20 protein-coding genes are annotated in these 20,791 nt (G+C 57.2%); 8 read left to right on the plus strand and 12 right to left on the minus strand.

Translation table 11 applies throughout. From position 1 onward, the window contains the following. Positions 1–113: 113 nt before the first annotated feature. A complete protein-coding gene (locus ACR0M3_RS10995) occupies positions 114–1,691 on the minus strand; it encodes a DUF5928 domain-containing protein (RefSeq protein WP_480910719.1) in 1,578 nt (525 codons plus the stop codon). Positions 1,692–1,834: 143 nt separating this feature from the next. On the opposite strand from ACR0M3_RS10995, the gene ACR0M3_RS11000 reads away from it, so the two are divergent. After that, positions 1,835–2,653: a sulfotransferase family protein gene (locus tag ACR0M3_RS11000; RefSeq protein ID WP_480910721.1), complete on the plus strand. Its 819-nt coding sequence runs from the start codon at positions 1,835–1,837 to the stop codon at positions 2,651–2,653. A 380-nt stretch (positions 2,654–3,033) separates the two neighbouring features. On the opposite strand, the gene ilvD is transcribed toward ACR0M3_RS11000, so the two are convergent. Further along, positions 3,034–4,866, minus strand: coding sequence for a dihydroxy-acid dehydratase (ilvD, locus tag ACR0M3_RS11005; protein WP_480559485.1), 1,833 nt, complete (start codon positions 4,864–4,866; stop codon positions 3,034–3,036). 108 nt (positions 4,867–4,974) lie between these two features. Between ilvD and ACR0M3_RS11010 the strand changes: the two genes are divergently transcribed. The 4 genes from ACR0M3_RS11010 to ACR0M3_RS11025 all read left to right on the plus strand — a co-directional run bounded on the left by ACR0M3_RS11010 (position 4,975) and on the right by ACR0M3_RS11025 (position 7,936). Continuing rightward, positions 4,975–5,538 carry a helix-turn-helix domain-containing protein gene (locus ACR0M3_RS11010; protein ID WP_480773950.1) on the plus strand — a complete coding sequence of 188 codons (564 nt, stop codon included), beginning with the start codon at positions 4,975–4,977 and terminating at the stop codon, positions 5,536–5,538. Further along, positions 5,535–5,804 carry a CBU_0592 family membrane protein gene (locus ACR0M3_RS11015; protein ID WP_209507253.1) on the plus strand — a complete coding sequence of 90 codons (270 nt, stop codon included), beginning with the start codon at positions 5,535–5,537 and terminating at the stop codon, positions 5,802–5,804. Before ACR0M3_RS11010 ends, ACR0M3_RS11015 begins: the two co-directional genes overlap by 4 nt. Positions 5,805–5,897: 93 nt before the next feature. Then, positions 5,898–6,752, plus strand: a complete 855-nt coding sequence (sseA, locus tag ACR0M3_RS11020) for a 3-mercaptopyruvate sulfurtransferase (RefSeq protein WP_480910725.1) — start codon at positions 5,898–5,900, stop codon at positions 6,750–6,752. Further along, positions 6,752–7,936, plus strand: coding sequence for an amino acid aminotransferase (locus ACR0M3_RS11025; RefSeq protein ID WP_480910728.1), 1,185 nt, complete (start codon positions 6,752–6,754; stop codon positions 7,934–7,936). The genes sseA and ACR0M3_RS11025 overlap by 1 nt, the downstream gene beginning before the upstream one ends. Before the next feature lie 72 nt (positions 7,937–8,008). Here the strand turns inward: ACR0M3_RS11025 and ACR0M3_RS11030 are convergent, their stop codons facing one another. Together ACR0M3_RS11030 and ACR0M3_RS11035 are read right to left on the minus strand one after the other, a co-directional pair. Then, the gene (locus ACR0M3_RS11030; RefSeq protein ID WP_480910731.1) at positions 8,009–9,334 is read right to left on the minus strand and encodes an ammonium transporter; all 1,326 of its coding nucleotides are present in this window, start codon (positions 9,332–9,334) and stop codon (positions 8,009–8,011) included. Between the two features lie 33 nt (positions 9,335–9,367). Then, on the minus strand, positions 9,368–9,706 hold the full coding sequence (locus ACR0M3_RS11035; protein ID WP_209507249.1) for a P-II family nitrogen regulator: 339 nt from the start codon (positions 9,704–9,706) through the stop codon (positions 9,368–9,370). Between the two features lie 259 nt (positions 9,707–9,965). Here ACR0M3_RS11035 and ACR0M3_RS11040 point away from each other — a divergent pair, with 259 nt between their 5' ends. Next, positions 9,966–12,140, plus strand: coding sequence for a transglycosylase domain-containing protein (locus tag ACR0M3_RS11040; RefSeq protein WP_480910733.1), 2,175 nt, complete (start codon positions 9,966–9,968; stop codon positions 12,138–12,140). 75 nt (positions 12,141–12,215) lie between these two features. Here ACR0M3_RS11040 and leuB read toward each other — a convergent pair whose 3' ends face one another. Next, a complete protein-coding gene (gene leuB, locus ACR0M3_RS11045) occupies positions 12,216–13,319 on the minus strand; it encodes a 3-isopropylmalate dehydrogenase (RefSeq protein ID WP_209507247.1) in 1,104 nt (367 codons plus the stop codon). Positions 13,320–13,410: 91 nt separating this feature from the next. On the opposite strand from leuB, the gene ACR0M3_RS11050 reads away from it, so the two are divergent. After that, positions 13,411–13,938: a redoxin domain-containing protein gene (locus tag ACR0M3_RS11050; protein WP_267364240.1), complete on the plus strand. Its 528-nt coding sequence runs from the start codon at positions 13,411–13,413 to the stop codon at positions 13,936–13,938. A gap of 3 nt (positions 13,939–13,941) precedes the next feature. On the opposite strand, the gene ACR0M3_RS11055 is transcribed toward ACR0M3_RS11050, so the two are convergent. Beyond that, entirely contained in the window at positions 13,942–14,835 is an 894-nt protein-coding gene (locus ACR0M3_RS11055) for a LysR family transcriptional regulator (protein WP_209599231.1), read from the minus strand. Between the two features lie 84 nt (positions 14,836–14,919). Here ACR0M3_RS11055 and ACR0M3_RS11060 point away from each other — a divergent pair, with 84 nt between their 5' ends. Then, on the plus strand, positions 14,920–15,822 hold the full coding sequence (locus ACR0M3_RS11060) for a Rossmann-fold NAD(P)-binding domain-containing protein (protein WP_480910736.1): 903 nt from the start codon (positions 14,920–14,922) through the stop codon (positions 15,820–15,822). On the opposite strand, the gene ACR0M3_RS11065 is transcribed toward ACR0M3_RS11060, so the two are convergent. From ACR0M3_RS11065 to ACR0M3_RS11090, 6 genes are all read right to left on the minus strand, one after another. Then, positions 15,819–16,847 (minus strand): endonuclease/exonuclease/phosphatase family protein, encoded by a 1,029-nt coding sequence (locus tag ACR0M3_RS11065; protein ID WP_480910739.1) that lies wholly within the window; start codon positions 16,845–16,847, stop codon positions 15,819–15,821. The genes ACR0M3_RS11060 and ACR0M3_RS11065 overlap by 4 nt on opposite strands. After that, on the minus strand, positions 16,844–17,674 hold the full coding sequence (locus ACR0M3_RS11070; RefSeq protein WP_480483884.1) for a hypothetical protein: 831 nt from the start codon (positions 17,672–17,674) through the stop codon (positions 16,844–16,846). The genes ACR0M3_RS11065 and ACR0M3_RS11070 overlap by 4 nt, the downstream gene beginning before the upstream one ends. Positions 17,675–18,007: 333 nt before the next feature. Next, entirely contained in the window at positions 18,008–18,613 is a 606-nt protein-coding gene (gene leuD, locus ACR0M3_RS11075; RefSeq protein ID WP_480910742.1) for a 3-isopropylmalate dehydratase small subunit, read from the minus strand. A 41-nt stretch (positions 18,614–18,654) separates the two neighbouring features. Next, on the minus strand, positions 18,655–19,197 hold the full coding sequence (locus ACR0M3_RS11080; RefSeq protein WP_480483886.1) for an HdeD family acid-resistance protein: 543 nt from the start codon (positions 19,195–19,197) through the stop codon (positions 18,655–18,657). 37 nt (positions 19,198–19,234) lie between these two features. Further along, complete coding sequence (gene leuC, locus ACR0M3_RS11085) at positions 19,235–20,638, minus strand: 3-isopropylmalate dehydratase large subunit (protein ID WP_480488169.1); 1,404 nt, start codon at positions 20,636–20,638, stop codon at positions 19,235–19,237. A 43-nt stretch (positions 20,639–20,681) separates the two neighbouring features. Then, a complete protein-coding gene (locus ACR0M3_RS11090) occupies positions 20,682–20,777 on the minus strand; it encodes an isopropylmalate isomerase (protein ID WP_245220657.1) in 96 nt (31 codons plus the stop codon). Positions 20,778–20,791: the final 14 nt, after the last annotated feature.

The following is a 20,791-nucleotide window of genomic DNA, read 5'->3' on the forward strand; positions in this document are numbered from 1 at the left end:
CACGATGGCAGTGATGTTGGGTTTAGGCCGTCCGCTCCGGCAGGCAAATATGCGGTGCACCTTATGCACCGAAGGGGGCCGAAAAGCTGTCGGATTTCAGGCTGATCTTCCGTTTAATCGGCGAACAGGTAGTCCAGCCGCATAACCGCGCTGGCCTTTTCTTCGTCCACCCCTAGAAATTCGGATATGACAGCTACGTTTTCGGCGCGCTGGGTGGTTTCCCGCAGTCGCAGGTAATTGTCCAAACCGGCGGCGCGGATTTGTTGGGACTCGTAACTCAGATCGTTGCGAAGTGTCGGCAGCAGATGGGAAACAGTCTCGACCGGGCTGTTGTCCCCCGCCAATCCGACGCGGCGCGCATGTCCGATCAGGTATTCGTCCGAGTATTCGCATTCGATCTCAAGCACATGGGTTTTGGCCTGATCACCGCAGAAATCCTGAACAACGTCCAGGTTGGCCGGGTCGAGGCACAGAACCAACTGGTCTGATCCGAAACTTTCGAAAAGCATTCGTACAACGGCCCGCCGATGGCGTGAGCGCTTGGTCAGCGTCGTCTCAATACCGCCCAGATCAGGCAGTTGGGTATCCTCTTCGTTAAACAGGTATTCGACGCAGGGGATATCTGTTTCAGACGCGATCTGATCGACCAGCCTTTTGGCGACATGCCACTTCTTGCAGACGATCACGAACAGCTCTCGGTCAGGGCCCAGAACACTTTCGGCCTCCCAGAAACGTTGCCCGAACCGGCGCCCGATGCGCCCCCGGCCAGCCAGAAACGCATACAGGCTGCGCCCCTCGTTCGAGATGGGAAAGTCGATGCCCTCACTCGCGTAAAGTGAGCCGAGACGCTCTTTCAGCTCATGTGCCTCTGGGCTGATCTTGCGGGCAAACAAATAGTCCTGACCCAGAAGCATGTCATAGTGATCGTTGTAGAACGTGACGGGCATTCCATAATCCGAAAACATCAGAAATGTCGGTGTACGGTTTTCGATTTCGCCCTTCGTGATCAGGTGACGAACCAGCGTTTGAAAGAAGGTTTCATCGGGTATCCAGGTGGTCGAAAAAAACCGGATTATGTCCCTACGCTGCTGCAGAAGATCCAGAATCATCTCGACCGTTCGGCGGCGAAGACACCACCATTGGCTGCCAATCATCACCTGAAGGTCTTCGGGAATTTTGCGCGTCAACCCAAAACGCTTCTGCGTTTCATAGGCGGTGTAGAATAGTTTGGGCTGGGCTCGTTCATTGAAATAATGGCGATAGATTAGCCGGTCTTCTTTCATGCCAGTCTTGATCCAGTCGCTTTCGAAAAAGTCGTGGCTTTCAATGAAATCCTTGTCGTGATTATCCAGAAACCGATGGGTGTATTCTGCCGTTTTGATCGCCATGCAATCACCGGACAGCATATAAAAATGCGTGGCGCGTGGGAAGGTTTCGACAGCAGCCTGCAGCGCGTTCAGCGTGGCCTGCACCAGCGACCACTCTCCCCAGCCGCATTTGATGCGCCTTTTTGCAAAGGTCACGTTCGGATTTTGATCCAGCGCGGAACGGATGCGCCCGTAAGCTTCGGGGCTGGCGCTGGCGTCAAAGTGGATCGCCATGCAATCGCCCGCAGCAGTCAGCTGTTCAGCCTGTGCAATGATTGCATCAGGGTCCTTATGGCACAACAATATATAGGCAATCTTAGCCATCGAGGTTAGGTAATTTCCGTTTCTGCCCGGTTTCAACCGTGATACTGAGGATGAGCGATTGAATAAACAGAATAATTTTGGTTCCTTGTTATCAAAAGCTGGCATATCGGTTTGAGACCAGACCAGCGTAGGAGGCACAGCAGATGGGTTTTCCCGGTACCTGGATGACCGAGAGCGAAAGCATGGTGTACCGCGTCGTGCCCAAATGCGCCTGCTCGACCATTGGACAGATCATGTATTATTCGGATCATGGCCAGTTCTTTGACGGCGATATCCATGACGCCAAGGATGGTATGCACAAGTGGGCCTTTGATCAGAGCCAGGACCTGATTTCCAAAAATGTGCGCGATCACGCCTCGTATTCCTTTACCTGTGTGCGCAACCCGTACACGCGTATTCTGAGCTCGTTTTTCGACAAGATCTGCGGGATCCAGCGTAACGGCAAACGGTATCGTGGCAATCTGGTGCCAACGCTGATCTACAATTACGGGATCGAAGTGGGCGGAGACGATGGCAAGGGAGAGTTTGACCAGATCGCCAGCTTTCGCCGGTTCCTGTTGTTTGCGCGTGATACCATCCGCTGGCGACGCCCGATGGACCCGGATATTCACTGGTCTGCCATGTCTGGTCATGTGTCGACCTTCATCGTGAACGGCGGTCGTTATGATCGGATCTTCTGGACCGAAGCGTTCAACGATGGGATGCAGAGGGTTCTGGATAATACCAAGCTGAAGCATTCAGTTTCGCTGTCCGAAATACCCCGATTCAACGAATCCGAAGGCCATGGACCCAAGCGCGCACATCCGGTTGAGGACTATTTCGACGACCTGTCGATGCATCTGGTCTATGAAATCTACAAGCAGGATTTCGAGTTGTTCAAATACGATTTCGAAAACCCGGCAAATAAGATGCCGATTGGCGAAATCGATCTGGACGAAATTCACGCCAAGCTGGGCGATTGATGGTTTGAGAGTTTGTATTTCGCTGCCTAAGTAAGTCACTTACGCAGCGCCGTCTTTTCGTCGCGATATCCACGTCAGAAAACCGCATCCAAGACTTCAGGCATATGTAGTTTATTTTTTGCCGCCGGCATTGTCGTTACCACGACCTCCGCCAGATGGGTTGTTAGTTTGTGAAGGGTACCCAGCTCCGTTTGGATCGTTTTGAGGTGCACCTTTTCCCATATCTTTTTTCCTTTGAATGTTGGTATTTTCCTCACAAATGAGTGAGTGAAGCCTATTTAAGTACGCAAAAGCTAGAAAACAACCTTAGCACGAGAAGATCTTGCGCAACACACCCAGAGCTGCAGGTGTGGCTCTGGGTCGATATCTATTTCGCAATCTCAAACCTGACGCACGGCTCCTTTTGCCGCGCTGGTGGTCAGCTTGGCATAGGCCTTAAGCGCAGTAGACACCTTGCGTTTGCGCGGCGCAGCAGGCACCCAGCCCTTTGCGTCCTGTGCTTCGCGCCGGGCGGCGAGCTCTTCATCTGAGACGGCCAGATGGATCGAGCGGTTGGGGATGTCGATTTCAATTGTGTCGCCATTCTGGACCAAACCAATCTCACCGCCTTCGGCCGCCTCGGGCGAGACATGGCCGATCGACAGACCGGACGTGCCGCCCGAAAACCGCCCGTCGGTCAGCAGGGCGCAGGCTTTGCCAAGCCCCTTCGATTTCAGGTAGGATGTCGGGTACAGCATTTCCTGCATCCCCGGACCGCCACGCGGGCCTTCATAGCGGATCACCACAACATCGCCCTCTTTCACCTTGCCGGTCAGGATGTCGCTGACCGCCTGATCCTGGCTTTCGCATACATAGGCTGAGCCGGTGAATTGCAGGATATTGGCATCCACACCAGCGGTTTTCACGATACAGCCGTCACGTGCGATGTTGCCGAACAGAACCGCCAGACCGCCGTCCTGACTGAACGCGTGTTCCTTGGACCGGATCACGCCACCCTTACGATCGGTGTCCAGTTCCTTGAACCGGTTCGACTGGCTGAACGCCTGTGTGGTGCGCACACCGCCGGGGGCGGCCTTGAACAGCTCCTGTGCCTTGGGGTTGTTGGCAATGGTGATGTCCCAGTTGGCAATCGCCTCTCCCATCGTGGCCGAATGCACGGTGCTGCATTCGTTGTGCAGCAGGCCCGCGCGGCTGAGCTCACCCAGGATCGAGAAGATACCACCGGCACGGTGGACGTCTTCCATATGCACGTTCTCGGTGTTCGGCGCGACTTTGCAAAGGCAGGGAACACGACGGCTGAGGCGGTCCATATCGGCCATGGTGAAGTCAACCTCGCCCTCATGTGCGATGGCCAGCAGGTGCAGCACCGTGTTGGTTGATCCACCCATGGCGATATCGAGGCTCATGGCATTTTCGAACGCATCAAAGGTGGCAATCTCACGGGGCAGAAAGCCTTTTTCGTCCAGATCGTAATGGCGCTTGGTGATCTCGACGATGCGGCGGCCAGCCTCAAGGAACAGTTCTTTGCGGTCTGCGTGCGTCGCCAGAGTCGAGCCGTTACCCGGCAGGGCCAGACCCAGTGCCTCAGCCAGACAATTCATCGAATTCGCGGTGAACATGCCCGAACATGAACCACATGTGGGGCAGGCGTTTTCTTCGATGTGCTGAACCTGTTCGTCAGTGAACTTGTCGTTCGCAGCGGCCACCATAGCGTCCACAAGGTCAATCTTCTTGGCCTCCAGATCTGCGATGTCGATCTTGCCCGCTTCCATCGGACCGCCTGAGACGAAAATGGCCGGGATGTTCAGGCGCATGGCGGCCATCAGCATGCCGGGAGTGATCTTGTCACAGTTCGAAATGCAGACCATCGCATCCGCACAATGGGCGTTGACCATATATTCGACCGAATCCGCGATCACTTCGCGCGAGGGCAGCGAATACAGCATCCCGTCATGGCCCATTGCGATGCCGTCATCCACGGCGATGGTGTTGAACTCTTTCGCCACGCCACCCGCGGCTTCGACCTCGCGCGCGACCATCTGGCCCAGGTCCTTCAGATGCACGTGACCCGGCACAAACTGCGTGAACGAGTTGACGATGGCGATGATCGGTTTGCCGAAATCGTCGTCACCCATACCTGTGGCCCGCCAAAGGCCACGTGCGCCAGCCATGTTGCGGCCATGGGTAGAGGTTCTGGATCGGTACATTGGCATGATGCTGTTTTCCCTGTTGCCTCGGGTTGCATAATTCGGGGTTCGTACGTTATAGCGCACGTAGCACATGTGCGTTATAACGTACAAGGTAAATCGCAGGGCGCGGGTATGGCTATGGACGACATTACGCTGAAATTACGGGATGTGCGGACAGCTTCGGGGTTGAGCCTGTCCAAAGTCGCCGAGATGACCGGGGTCAGCAAAGCCATGCTTGGCCAGATTGAGCGCGGCGAATCGAGCCCAACGATCGCCACGCTTTGGAAAATCGCCAAGGGTTTTCAAATACCGCTCAGCGGGCTGATCGACACGACTCTGGGCGATCCATCGGTCTTTCAGACTGTAACCTTTCCCGGCAGTATCGAGGTCAAGATCGTCTTTCCCTTCGATCCCGCACTGGGTGCCGAAACCTTTCACGTGAACCTTGACGCAAACCAAAGTCACGAATCCCCGGCTCATGCCGCCGGGGTGACCGAGGAAGTGTTTGTCCTCAGCGGTACTTTGGAAATCCTGCGTGGCGAGGAATGGGTTCCCTTGCAGGCCGGGCAGGGGTTGCGCTTTGCTGCGGACCTGCCGCACGGATATCGCGCCGGTTCGCAGGGGGCTGCGTTTCTGAATATGCATCACTACGCCCAACACACAGAAACTCCTGAAATTGGTAAGGCACCTTCATGACTGCCATTTTTGACACTCTTACCATCGTGGATGCCATCGGCTCATTCGGGGCGCTGATCGTGGTGGCCGCGTATTTCGCGACGCAGATGCGGATGATGAATTCCGATGATCTGGCCTTTCCGGTGATCAACCTGCTGGGGTCTGTCCTGATCGTCTTTTCGCTGCTTGAGAATTTCAATCTGGCTTCGATGCTGATCGAAGGCTTCTGGATTGTGATCAGCATCATCGGCATCATCCAGCATTTCCGCCTGCGCAAGGCACGATAAATCCAGAGGTTCACAAGCGCTAGCGCTATCCAGCCTTGAACGCCCATGCCACGGGGTATAGGGAAACCCCAAGCTCGCTTAGGGGAGGCTTTGATGCAGGACGATCCGAAAACCCTCGTATCCACCGAATGGCTGGCCGCGCATATGAAAGACCCGGATCTGCGGATTCTGGACGGGTCGTGGTATTTGCCCGCGCAAAACCGTGATGCCAAGGCCGAATATGATGCCGGGCATATCCCCGGAGCACGGTTCTTCGATATTGATGAGATATCAGATCACCGTTCCGACCTGCCTCATATGGCACCACCGGTCGAAAAATTCATGTCACGCCTGCGGGCCATGGGTGTCGGTGATGGTCATCAGGTTGTGGTTTATGATGGTGCCGGGCTGATGTCCGCAGCGCGCGTTTGGTGGCTGTTCCGTCTTATGGGGCAGGAAAACATCGCGGTTCTGGATGGGGGGTTGCCAAAATGGCAGGCCGAGGGGCGCGAGATCGAGGATCTGCCTCCGGTCATTCGCGACCGCCACATGACTGTTCGCGTGCAAAACCAGCTTGTCCGGGACGTCACGCAAGTTTCCGCCGCCGCCAAGCTGGCAGATCACGAGATCATCGATGCCCGCTCGGCCGACCGGTTTGCCGGAACCGCTCCCGAGCCGCGCGAAGGGCTGCGTTCGGGCCATATTCCCGGCTCGCGGAATGTGCCCTTTGGGCAGTTGTTGAACACCAACGGAACAATGAAGTCGCCCGAGGACTGCCGCGCCATATTCGAGGCTGCAGGTGTCGATCTGTCGAAACCGGCGATTACCTCGTGCGGGTCTGGCGTCACGGCCGCGATTCTCAGCCTTGCGTTAGAACGCATGGGCAAGAAAGACCACTCGCTTTATGACGGCTCCTGGGCTGAATGGGGTGCCTTCCCGACCCTGCCCGTCGCAACCGGAGAGAACTGATGTTCGAGAACCTGAAACCGCAGCCCGCCGACAAGATTCTGGCGCTGATGCAGATGTACCGCGAAGACCCGCGCGATCAGAAGATCGATCTGGGTGTTGGTGTCTACAAGAATGCCGAAGGCGTGACGCCGGTGATGCGCGCGGTGAAAGCCGCCGAACAGCGCATCTGGGAAGAACAGGAAACAAAGGCCTATACCGGTCTGGCCGGTGATCCGGCCTATGCGGATGTGATGATCGGTTTGATTTTGGGTACTTCTGTGCCACGCGGCAACATCGCCGCAGTGGCGACACCCGGAGGCACCGGCGCCTGCCGTCAGGCGTTCGAGTTGATCCGGATGGCGAACCCTTCGGCACGTGTGTTTGTGTCGAACCCGACCTGGCCCAACCATCTGTCGATCCTGAATTACATGGGGATGGAAACCGTTCAGTATCGTTACTTCGATGAAGAGACCCGGGGCGTCGATTTCGATGGGATGATCGCAGACCTGAAATCCGCCAAAGCGGGTGACGTGGTTTTGCTGCATGGCTGCTGCCACAATCCGACCGGTGCCAATCTGAACATGGTGCAATGGCAGGAGGTTGTGAACCTGATCAATGCGCTGGGCCTCGTTGCGATGATCGACATTGCCTATCAGGGTTTCGGTGACGGTCTGGAAGAGGATGCGCAAGGCGTGCGGCTGGTGGCCTCATCGGTAAAGGAATGTCTGATTGCGGCGTCATGTTCCAAAAACTTCGGCGTTTATCGCGAGCGCACCGGGTTGCTGATGGCCGTCAGTGACAACGCGGCTGAAACGGCGTTGAATCAGGCCACGCTGGCGTTTTTGAATCGCCAGAACTATTCCTTCCCGCCTGACCACGGCGCGCGCGTGGTGACGACCATTCTTATGGATGAGGCGTTGCGGGCAGACTGGGCAACTGAACTGGAAGAGGTTCGGCTGTCCATGCTGGGCCTGCGCCAGCAATTGGCTGACGAGTTGCAGCGTCTGGCCGGATCCGACCGGTTTGGGTTCATCGCCCAGCACCGCGGAATGTTCTCGCGTCTTGGGGCGGCACCGGAACTGGTCGAGAAACTGCGCGTTGAACACGGTATCTACATGGTCGGCGACAGTCGCCTGAACATTGCCGGGCTGAACGCAGCGACTGTGCCGATTTTGGCCAAAGCAATTGTGGATGTCGGGGTTTAAACGCCGACGCGACATTCGAAACGGAAACCCGGGCGCGAACGCCCGGGTTTTTTTGTCAGGTGGCGGCAAGGCTTAGCCTTTCGAGAATTCGGGGTATGCTTCCATTCCCAGTTCCGCCATGTCGAGGCCGTTGATCTCATCCTCTTCGCTGACACGGATGCCGACGGTGGATTTCAGGATCGTCCACAGGATCAGTGCGCCGACAAAGGTGAAAACGCCGTATGCGACGATGCCCAGTAGCTGCGCGCCCAGGCTTGCGTCACCGTAGAAGACGACGGCGATGGTGCCCCAGATGCCACAGAACAGGTGGACCGGGATGGCACCGACAACATCATCGATCTTGAACTTGTCCAGCATCGGGACCGCGAAGACCACGATAATACCACCCACGGCACCGATCCACAGGGCACCGAACAGGGTTGGGGCCAGCGGTTCGGCCGTGATCGAGACCAGACCCGCCAGCGCGCCGTTCAGCACCATCGTCAGGTCGGGCTTCCTGTACAGAACCTGAGTCAGGATCAGCGCTGCAACCGAGCCCGAAGCAGCCGCCATGTTGGTGTTGGCAAAGATGCGTGACACGTCCGATACATCACCCACTGTTCCCATCGCCAGCTGCGAGCCGCCGTTGAATCCGAACCAACCCAGCCACAGGATGAACGTTCCCAGGGTCGCCAGCGCCAGGTTAGAGCCGGGCATCGGGTGAACTTTGCCATCTTTGTACTTGCCGATCCGCGGACCCAGGATAAGGGCCCCTGCCAGCGCAGCCCAGCCACCGACCGAGTGTACGATGGTCGAACCGGCAAAGTCTGAGAAGCCCTTGGCATCCAGCCAGCCGCCGCCCCATTTCCATGAACCGGAAATCGGGTACATGATGCCTGTCAGCACGATGACGAAGATCAGGAAAGGCCAAAGCTTGATCCGTTCCGCCACGGCGCCGGAAACGATGGATGCGGTCGCGGCCACGAACACAAGCTGGAAGAAGAAGTCTGAACCGACCGAAGCATAGTCCAGTGCCGCATCCGCCGGCGCAACACCAACCGCATCAAGCGTTGTGGTCGAAAAGAACGGGCCAAGCCAGCCCGTGATGGACCAGCCGTCGCCGGGATACATCAGGTTGAACCCGATCAGCCAGTACATGATTGCGGCAAATGAAAACAATGCCACGTTCTTGATCATCTGCATGGCAACGTTCTTGGATCGTACCAGACCGCCTTCCAGCATGGCGAAACCTGCGGCCATGAAGAAAACAAGAAAGCCCGCCATCAGAAACAGCAGCGTGGTAAAGATATACTGGGTGTGCTGTGCCGCTTCGCCGGTTGCGGCGGCCTCTTGCGTAAGACCCATCTGCGGCAGCGCAACAATGGCGGCGGCAGGGATGAGAGATTTCATCAGGTTCATTGTCAGTCCTCGAATGATTGTGAGTGGGCGCACTTACAGCGCGTCCTCGTTGGTTTCCCCGGTACGCACACGCATCGCCTGTTCGACATCGAGGACAAAAATCTTGCCGTCACCGATCTTGCCGGTTTTGGCGGTTTTGGTGATGGTCTCGACGATCTGGTCGGCCATTGTCGCAGGCACCACGATCTCAAGCTTGATCTTGGGCACGAAGTTCACCGCATATTCGGCCCCACGATAGATTTCGGTGTGACCGGACTGCGAGCCGAAGCCCTTGATCTCGGTTACCATCATGCCGCGCACGCCAGCCTCGGTCAGTGCTTCGCGCACCTCCTCCAGCTTGAACGGCTTGATTGTCGCAATGATCAGTTTCACGTCTTTCCCCTCTGATTGTCCGGTGGGACCGGCTTGTTTGCACCTGCAGAAAAAAAGCGCGCCGCGGCGCAGTAAGAAACGCTTTCGGGGCCAAAACCTGTCGGAAAATAATGCGAAGTTGCACAATTTTTGCACAACACAGTCGTTGCGACTAATAATTGAGCACTATAGAGAGGGGAAATTCCGGAAATTCGGACCTCTACATACTGCGGTTGTCGAGGTATGGTGACCAAAAAGTATAACCGGGCAGAGTTTGAGCATGACTGAGTCCAAGCGCCGCAAGCCGACATTGGTCGCGGATAGACGGTACCCTTCAAAGGGCCGAAAACCGGCGGCGACCAAAAGCGCGGCGGGCAAGAAATCGACGGCGCGCAAAACGGCCACGCGCAAAACCACACGCAGGAAAACCCGCAAGTCATCAGGGGGCAAAGGCGGGGGTATCTTTCGTCGCTTGTTCCGATGGATCTGGCGGCTGATCTGGGGCTTGACCTGGCGTGTCGGTGCGGTTTCGGCCATGCTGCTCGCGCTGGCGGTGGGTATCGTTTACGCAACCTTGCCGGATGTGGATGCCTTGCTAGATGGGCGCGCGCGGGGTTCCGTGACCTTGCTGGATCGTGACGGCAAGGTCTTTGCCTGGCGTGGCGATCAGTTTGGTGGCGTGATCACAGCCGATACCGTGTCTCCACATCTGAAAAACGCGGTTGTCGCAACCGAAGACAAACGATTTTACCGGCATTTCGGGGTCAGCCCGCGTGGTGTCGCCAGCGCGGTCAGCATCAACCTGAAAGAAGGCCGAGGGCCTTTGTCCGGGCATGGCGGATCGACGATCACGCAACAGACCGCGAAACTGCTGTGTCTGGGTGTTCCCTTTGATCCCGGCGATTGGGATTCCGAGGCCGCGTATGAGGCCGACTGCCGTCAGGGCTCCTTGTGGCGCAAGGCCAAGGAGGCTGTCTATGCGCTGGCAATGGAAGTGAAATACTCCAAGGACGAGGTCCTGACGATCTACCTGAACCGCGCTTTTCTTGGCGCAGGCGCGCGTGGGTTCGAAGCCGCAAGCCAGCGCTACTTTGGAAAATCTGCCGCCGAGGTTTCGCCCGCAGAGGCCGCGATGCTGGCTGGCCTGCTGGTTGCGCCTACACGCTATGCGCCGACCAACAACCTGCAACGGTCTCAGGATCGAGCGCGGCTGGTGATCGGTCTGATGGAGGATCAGGGATATCTGACCGCCGCACAAGCCAGCGAAGCGCGTACGCGCCCGGCGCAACTGTCTGAAGCTGCAGCTGCCCGAGCGGGCGGCTATTTCGCAGATTGGGTTGTTTCGGAACTTCCCAGTTATTTTGGTGATAACACAACCGAAGATGTTGTGATTCAGACGACTTTGGATCAGCGGATTCAGCGATCGGCGGAAGAGGCTTTGCAATTCATCTTTCAGGAAAAGGTGCGCGAAGGCTCCAAGGCGCAGGCGGCCATCGTGGTCATGTCCGCGGACGGAGCGGTGAGAGCCATGGTCGGCGGCCGAGAAACACGGGTTGCCGGGGTGTTCAACCGGGCCACCATCGCCAAGCGCCAAACCGGTTCGTCCTTCAAACCTTTTGTCTACGCTACCGCGCTGGAACTCGGCTATTCGCCGCTGGATACGGTGATGGATGAACCTTACTGCGTGGACATTCCCGGGTCCGGTCAATGGTGCCCCAAGAACTATACCAACAAGTACTACGGGCGCGTGTCACTGGCGGATGCGTTGAAGAACTCGCTGAATATTCCGGCGGTGAAAGTTGCCGAGATTTCGGGTTTGGATAACGTCCGCACCGTGGCCAGTGGTTTTGGCATTGCCAGCGATCTGGCGCAAGGTCCGGCCTTGGCGCTGGGCGCGTCGGAAAGCACGCTGATTGAGATGACGGGGGCTTATGCAGGTATTCTGAACGGCGGCTCTGCCGTTGAACCTTATGGCCTGACCGAGTTGAAGCTACTGGGTGATGAAGCACCTGTCATGGTTACGACAACCGGTATCGGTGAACGGGTGATTAACGACGCGGCTGCCAAACAGCTGACATGGATGATGGAACGTGTGGTGTCCGAAGGCACAGGTGGACGGGCCAAGTTGCCCGGCTGGCAGGTGGCGGGCAAAACGGGCACAACCCAGGCGGCGCGGGATGCATGGTTCATCGGATTTACTGCGGATTACGTAACCGGTGTTTGGATGGGCTACGACGACAACACGCCCCTATCTGGTGTGACCGGCGGAGGTTTGCCTGCGGAAATCTGGAGAGAAACCATGCTGCGTGTCACCGAAGGGATGACACCGACACCCTTGCCGATGATGGCACCAGCGCCGCCGGTTCAGGTCGCACAGCCACAACCGCGCCGAAAGCGCGGAGGCTTTGCCGATGATATCAACAATCTTCTGAAGAATATTTTCGGTGGAAACTAGAGCCTTCTCTGAGGGAAAAAACGAAAAAAGGCGGTGCATCGGGCACCGCCTTTTGTCATTTCGCTGTTTCGTGTTTCAGACGCTGGCATCCAAGGCCGCAAGGATCGCGTCGCCCATTTCAGTGGTTGATACGGGCTGAACGCCCTCATCTGCAAGCAGGTCGCCGGTGCGTACACCATCGGCCAGTACTTTCTCGATCGCGGCCTCCAGACGATCCGCTTCTTCGCCCTGATCAAAGCTGTAGCGCAGGGCCATAGCAAAGCTGAGGATACAGGCGATCGGGTTGGCTTTGCCCTGACCGGCGATATCCGGGGCCGAGCCATGGACGGGTTCATACATTGCCTTGGGCCGACCATTAGCCATCGGCGCGCCCAGAGAGGCCGAAGGCAACATGCCCAGCGACCCGGTCAGCATCGCGGCGCAGTCGGACAGGATGTCACCGAACAGGTTGTCGGTCAGGATCACATCAAACTGTTTCGGTGCGCGCACAAGCTGCATCGCGCCGTTGTCAGCGTACATATGGCTCAGCTCAACTTCGGGGTAGTCCGCTGCGACGCGGGTGACGACTTCGCGCCACAGGATGCCCGATTCCATGACGTTGGCTTTTTCCATCGAGCACAGCTTTTTGTTGCGGCGCATTGCCAGTTCAAAAGCCGAGCGCGCGGCGCGTTCGATCTCGGATTCGGTGTAACGCTGGGTGTTGATGCCGACGCGTTCGTTGCCTTCCTCGAAGATGCCGCGCGGCTCACCGAAATAGACGCCCGACGTCAGTTCGCGCACGATCATGATATCCAGACCGGCAACGATGTCTTTCTTCAGCGAAGAGAAATCGGCAAGCGCGTCAAAACACTGCGCGGGGCGCAGGTTCGAATACAGGTCCATTTCCTTACGCAGGCGCAGCAGGCCACGTTCGGGTTTCAGGCTGAAATCCAGATCGTCGTATTTCGGACCGCCGACGGCGCCCAGCAGAACCGCGTCAACCTCTTGCGCCTTTGCCATGGTCTCATCGGACAGAGGCTTGCCGTGGGCGTCATAGGCGGCACCACCCACCAGGTCCTCGCTCACGTCAAATTGAAGACCACGATTGGCACCGAACCAATCGATGATTCTGCGCACTTCGGCCATAACTTCTGGGCCAATTCCGTCTCCGGGCAGGATGAGGAGCGAGGGGTTGGGCATGAAGGGTCTCCTTGCGTTTTGTTGCACAGGCCCTAGCGTCTGCGCAGCATCGGGTCAATGAGACAGACCTGTCAAAACACAAGGAAAACACATGCTGACACCCGGAAATCTGGTTCCTGCGCTGAAAATTGAAACTGTCGCCCATGGCAGTTTCGACCTCGAGACCAACAAGGGCGAAAACGGAACGCTGGTGATTCAATATCGCGGATTGCATTGCCCGATCTGCATCAGGCAGATGACCGAGGCCGAGGCGGCGCTGGACGATTTCGCGGCGCTGGGTGTCGAGGTTATCATGATCACCACCGATACCGCCGAACGTGCCGCTGAAACCGCAGCAAAAGCCAATGTTTCCCGCCTGCGTGTAGGCCACAGCCTGCCCCTGTCTGAGGCGCGGGAGGGTTGGGGGCTGAACATCTCGACCAGGCGCGAAGGCAGTGCCGAACCAGACCTGTTTGCGGAACCCGGACATTTTTACATCGCACCTGACCGGACGCTTTATTTTGGGTGGCAGCAGACCACGCCTTTTGGACGTCCGTCGATGTCGGATATCGCGGGTGGTCTGAAGTTCACTTTGGGCAATAACTACCCGGCGCGCGGAACGTATACGGGCCCACTTTGATCCTCAGAGGCTGGCCTTGAGCCCTTCTGCCAGCAAATCCCAGACCCTGCGGATACGTGGGGTCTGGCGCATGGCCTGCGGCGCAGCCAACCACACGGGCAGAACCGGGATTTCAACATCCAGCGGCAAGATTTCGACATCCGGGTCGGCTTCTGCCATCTGGACCTGACTGAAGCCAATGCCGCATCCCGCGCGGATCAGTTCCCAATAGGCGCTTTGCAGATCGCAGCGGGTCGCAAAACTGTTGCGGCTTGCGGGCCATCCTTTTTCGCGCATGGCCTTGATGATTTCCTGATTGGCGTCAAACCCCACAAGGTCGTGGGAAAAAAGTTCCTCGGGTGTCTTGGGGCGTCCCTTACGGTCGAGATAGGACCTGGCCGCGCAAAAGCATAACGGCACCTCGCCCAGATAACGCGAAATGATATCCATCTGCGCGGGGCGATACATGCGAACGGCAATATCTGCCTCGCGGTATAACAGGTTTTCCGTGGTATCGGTGGCGACCAGCTCAAGTTGAATGGCGGGTTCCTGCCTTCGGATATTCGCCAGAATCGGAGGCAGCAGATGATGCGACGCGAAGACCGAAGCGGTGATGCGGACCGAGCCTTCAAGCTGCTGCGACTGCCCTGCGGCGGCAAGGCTGAAGGCAGTCATGGCGCTGTGCATTTGCTGCGCCATCGGCAAGAGCTGGGAACCTGCCACGCTTAGTTTCAGGCCGCGCGCGTGGCGGTCGAACAAGGATACGCCCAGTTCGGTCTCAAGGCTTTGTACTTGCCGCCCCAATGTGGGTTGGCTGCGATCAAGGTGCCGTGCAGCGGCAGACAGGGATCCTGTTTCGGCCACGGCCAGAAAGCTTTGGATCAGAGACCAATCCGCATGTGTCAGTGCTTTATCCATTCATAATTGAATACACATTCTACATTTCCCGGCAATTCCATATGTGCATTGAATGGGTAGATTGGTCTGAAACAGGAGGCATCAATGACACAAACTGCTCTGGTACTCGGCGCGTCGGGCCGGTTTGGGCGTAATGCTGCAAAGGCGTTTCGGAATGCGGGTTGGACCGTGCAGACATTCCGTCGCGGGTCCGATTCTCTTTCCCAGGCGGCAAAAGGGGTGGATGTCATCGTAAACGGGTGGAACCCGCTCTATCCTGATTGGTCGCGTGAAATGCCCGACCTGACCAGACGTGTGATAGACGCCGCGTCCGAGACCGGAGCCACCGTACTGGTTCCCGGAAACGTCTATGTGTTTGGAGCGGACACGCAAGGCCCATGGTCCGGCCTTACACCGCACTTGGCCACCAATCCGCTTGGCCGTATCCGGATTGAAATGGAGGAGGCGTATCGCGCTTCAACCGTCAGAACGATCCTTCTGCGAGCAGGCGATTTCATTGACACTGAGGCATCTGGAAACTGGTTCGATCAGGTCATGATCAAGCATCTGTCGCGCAATCAATTCGTGTATCCCGGAGATCCGGAGGCCCCGCACGCCTGGGCCTATCTGCCTGATCTGGCCCAAGCTGCCGTCGCGCTATGTGAAATCCGAAAGGATCTGCCGCGGTTCTGCGATGTTCCTTTTGCTGGCTACACCCTGACCGGAGCTGAGATCGCGCAGTCTCTGAGGAGAGTGACCGGACGGGACATATCCGTGAAGCCTATGCAATGGTGGCCATTGCAGCTGGCGCGACCATTCTGGCGCATGTCCTCACACCTGATTGAAATGCGGTACTTGTGGAAGGTGCCACATCAGTTGGACGGATCGTACCTGACCGAGTTGCTGGGTTCTGTGCATCAGACAGATCTGGATGATGCATTGCGTTCTGCGATCTCACCCACCCTTGTGGCTTTGCCCTATGCGAACGGAGAGTCGGTCACGCCTTAGGGCAGGGTGACGTCAATCCAGACCAACCGGTGCCTGCTGGCGCGCAGGGCGGATTCGTATAGCGTGGTGCCTTCTTCCGGCCACGTTACACCGGCGTCCGAAATGCGCAGGTCGGCCGACGGCAACACATAATCCACGCGCATTTCACCCGTGGCCTTCCACGCGACCGTTGAGGTCGAACCTGACGGGTCTTTCGGCAGCGGGTCTTGCAAACGCGGATGGGCCAGAAGGGACTGAATGGCCTGTTTACGGCCCTCTCCACGCGTTGGGTCAAGGTTGGCATCGCCGGCGATTACGAAGGGACCTTCGGGAACTGGCCCCAGTTCACCGTTCAGTAAAACGGACCAGAGCCGGATCTCATCCTGGTTGCGCAATCCGTTTCGATCCTCGGGCCCATCGAAAACGGGTGGCGCGGCATGAAAGGTCATGAGATTGAGCCGCCCATAAGGGGTTTCGATCGGTACAACCCAATGTGCGGTCGAAGACAGGCGTTGTATCTGATGTGCCGCGTCAGACGGGAAGGGGTGCCCGTTTGCTCTAGGCAGGATGGCGCCCGGTAAACTCCGCCACAACAGCTCGGAATAATCCTGAACCTCAGCGGTGATGATTTCGTATCGCGACAACACCGCCAGCCCACCTTGACCTGTGAACTGCCCCCAGCCTTGGGCGTCGCCGGGGCCTTGAGTCTTGCCATCACCGTCCAGATCAAGCGAGGTTTCCAGCCCGGCATTGGGTTGTGCGGCAAGGTAATATCCGTAATCAAGCCCCGCGTTGCGCAGTTTCCCGGTCAGGGCGATTACAGTAGTATTGTTCAGGTCCCAATCGATACCCTGAAGGGCGATTATGTCAGGGCGTGCCGATGCAATAACGTCAACAACGGCCAGAACCTGCGCGTCATCGCGTTGAATGTCGCGAAGCAGTAGGCCAGGACCTTTTTCGCTGAGCTCGGTATTATAGGTGGCGATACGCACGACCTCTGCCTGTGCCGCAAAGGGCAGCAATAGCAGACATAGGGTGCGGATCATGCGGCCTGTGTTGACTCGCTGGTCGAATAAGCGCGGCGTTTTTCCATGATCAAGCCCGCGATCCTAAGGGTCGCCATGCCGCGCATGATCATGCTGGCGGGCAGGAAGGCCCATGCGCTCATGGTCCAGATCAAGGTCTGTGGGTTCCCGAGAGAGATCGGGGCGATCACACTGCTCATCAACTTGATTATCGCCGGAATGAGGAATGGCAGCAGAATGCCGATACAGATGTTCAGGCGGCCATCCCGTTGAAGGCGCGTAACGACATCGCCCCCTTTGGTCGGGTCAAACAGCGGCAGGTTTGTCCAAACATTGAAGGCGCCATTTCCGGTTGGCCATCCCCGAACCCTGACCGCATAGGCAAAGCTGACAATCGTGACCAATGCCGCGACATAAGCCACGCTGGCCGTGATGCGGACCAGTTCAATCAAGGCGTGGCTGGCATCCGGGGGCAACATCAACACGATGAGGCGCACCGGAGAATAGGGGAAGTCCACCACATTTGCGACAGCCAAACCAACCGAATAAGAGAATGTGGTCAACTGCGTTGGTTCAAAGGCGTTTTTGCAGATCAGCGTCAGAAAGGTGACCATCGACATCAGGCCGACAAACCGAAGGCGATTGACCGGGGGCGCGTCGCGGAATTCGATGAAGCTGGGAAAGGCGGAATTGTATTCGGCAAAGGTCAGGATAAACGCGAGGATCGCGAGAAAGACCAGTATCTCGGTCCCGTTCGTAGATGAGACAGGCAGGTACAACGCAGGTGTCAGCACCATAAGTGCAACAAGTATACCGCGTATCGCCGCCCCTGTTGTGCGCGCAATCACTATCCGAACCCTTTTTCAAACCGGATCAGCCGATCTTTGTCGACTTGTTTCCAACTTGTGCCCGTCGCTTCGTCTGACGTTGACGGATGCCTCTTCAGCGTCAACATGAACGATAAGCGGCATTTTGCTCAAGCCGAGGTGCAGAAAACACGGGATTTCGGGCAAAAAGATGGCGCAACTGGTGCGGTATTGCATCATTTTCGACGCAAATCCGACGTGTATCTCAAATTGATACCCACATGTTGTGGTTTTCGAAAAATCAACCCCAAGAATGCGAGCGGGGCCGCCTTGGCGACCCCGTCAGGTTGAGTATCCACAGATTCGTCCCCAGAATCACACCCAGGGACGGGCCTGACTGGCGTGATCCTCGAACTTGTCGATGTGATGATCTTTTTCCATCGTCAGCCCGATATCATCCAGACCATTCAGCAGGCAGTGCTTGCGGTGAGAATCCATTTCGAAATCGATCACGACGCCGTCCGATGTGGTGATCTGCTGGTCTTCCAGATGTACGGTCATGCGGGCGTTTTCGCCTTTATGCGCATCATCCATCAGGATCGCGTGGTGTTCTGCCCCGACAACAATCGGCAGAATGCCGTTCTTGAAACAGTTGTTGAAGAAGATGTCGGCAAAACTGGTCGAGATCACGACCTTGATGCCGAAATCCTTGATCGCCCAGGGCGCGTGTTCGCGTGAGGACCCACAGCCGAAATTGTCGCCAGCAACCAGAATCTCGGCCTCGCGATAGGCGGGCTTGTTCAGGACGAATTCTTCATTCTCCTGACCGTCATCGTGATAACGCATCTCGTCGAACAGAACGACACCCAGGCCCGACCGTTTGATGGTTTTCAGGTGCACTTTAGGGATGATCATATCGGTGTCGATATTGATCAGCGGCATTGGGGCGGCCACCCCGTGGACTTTTTCAAACTTATCCATGTTCACACTCCTGCGGGAGAGGGCCGCGCCCAGACCCCGCGTTAAGCTTGTTTCGTTTCTTTTGGTGCGTCCTTGACGAAGAACGCCATGAAGACAAGGCCGAGCCCGTTAAAGATCATCTCGATCCCCAGCAGGATGCCCAGCAATTGCAGCAGCACTGAAGGGTCCATTGCAGCAAAGCGCCAGATCAGGATTGCAAGAACAATCGACATGATGCCCGAGACCAGCGTCGCCCAGAAATACTGTGTTCCACGCATCTGGAACGACAGGATCACGCGGGCAATGCCGCCAGCCATGAACAGGATCAGGCAGACGGTTGCCAGTGTCAGCGTTCCTTGCAGTGGGTGATCCAGAAAGGACCAGCCCAGAAACAGCATAACGACACCCATGATAAGTGACAGTATCTTGTTGCCGGTCCCTTCGACTGTGAAGCCGCCAACAACCTGCAATGCGCCCGAAATCAACAGCAATACACCTGTGAACACCGTCACGGTAATTGATGCCACGACCGGTGCGCCCAGCACAAAGATGCCGAACACGATGGACAGAAGTCCAAGCAATAGCCATTTTGTCCAGTCACTCATGTCTTCAATCCCTCAAATATCCAGTTATGAGGGTAGCTTACATCATTTCACGAACGTCTGTCAGCCGTCCTGTGATTGCCGCTGCGGCGGCCATTGCCGGGCTCAGCAGGTGGGTACGCCCGCCCCGGCCCTGACGGCCTTCGAAGTTGCGGTTTGAAGTCGCGGCGCAGCGTTCACCCGGTTGCAACTGGTCGGGATTCATCGCCAGACACATCGAACATCCTGCCAGACGCCACTCGAAACCGGCTTCTTTGAAGATATCCGCCAGACCTTCTTCTTCGGCCTGCGCGCGGACGAGGCCCGAGCCCGGAACGACCATGGCGCGCATGCCGTCCTTGATCTTTTTGCCTTTCAGAATCTCGGCGGCGGCTCGCAGGTCCTCGATCCTGCCGTTGGTGCACGAGCCGATAAAGACGGTGTCGATCTCAACTTCGCTCAGCTTCTGGCCGGCTTTAAGCCCCATGTATTCGATGGAGCGGCGGGCTGCGTCGACTTTGCCACCTTCGAAATCCTCGGGGTTCGGGACGGTTGCGGTGATCGGCAGAACGTCCTCGGGGCTGGTGCCCCAGGTCACGACCGGCGCGATATCTTCGCCGCGCAGAGTGATGACCTTGTCGAAATGCGCGTCTTCGTCGGTGTAAAGCGTTTTCCACCATGTCAGAGCCGCTTCCCACTGCGCCCCTTTCGGCGCGTGCGGGCGGCCTTTGACATAGTCGAACGTTGTTTCATCCGGCGCGATCAGGCCGGCACGAGCCCCGCCTTCAATCGCCATGTTGCAGACGGTCATGCGACCTTCCATCGACAGATCACGGATTGCTTCGCCGCAATACTCGATGACATAGCCGGTACCGCCAGCAGTGCCGGTCTCACCGATCACAGCCAGAGTGATGTCCTTAGCGGTCACGCCCGGTTGCAACTTGCCGGTGATTTCCACCTTCATGTTCTTGGACTTCTTCTGGATCAGCGTTTGCGTGGCCAGAACATGCTCAACCTCGGACGTTCCGATGCCGTGGGCCAGCGCGCCGAATGCACCGTGGGTCGCTGTGTGGCTGTCGCCGCAGACAACGGTCATACCCGGCAGGGTCCAACCCTGTTCCGGTCCAACGATGTGGACAATGCCCTGGCGCACGTCATTCACCGGGTAGTAGTGAATGCCGAAATCCTTGGCGTTCTTGTCCAGCGCCTCGACCTGAATGCGTGATTCCGGGTTTTCGATCCCATTCACGCGGTCCGGTGTGGTCGGCACGTTGTGGTCCGGTACAGCGATGGTTTTTTCCGGCGCGCGCACTTTACGCCCTGCCATGCGCAGCCCTTCAAATGCCTGCGGGCTGGTGACTTCGTGCACCAAATGGCGGTCGATATAAAGCAGGCAGGTTCCATCATCGGCTTCGTGCGCGACATGGGCATCCCAGATCTTGTCATAGAGTGTCTTGGGGGACATCGGTCCTCTCCCGTATGTAATGAGAAATAGCTGGCGAGTTGGCTCAGGCGACGGATAGGCGCGCCAGAACGGTGCGGGCAGCGCCAAAGAACCGTTCACGCAAGCGCGCGCGATCTTCCAGATTCTGAAGTTGGGCCACATTGAGTCTCATGC

Source organism: Ruegeria sp. O5 (genome assembly GCF_056535105.1).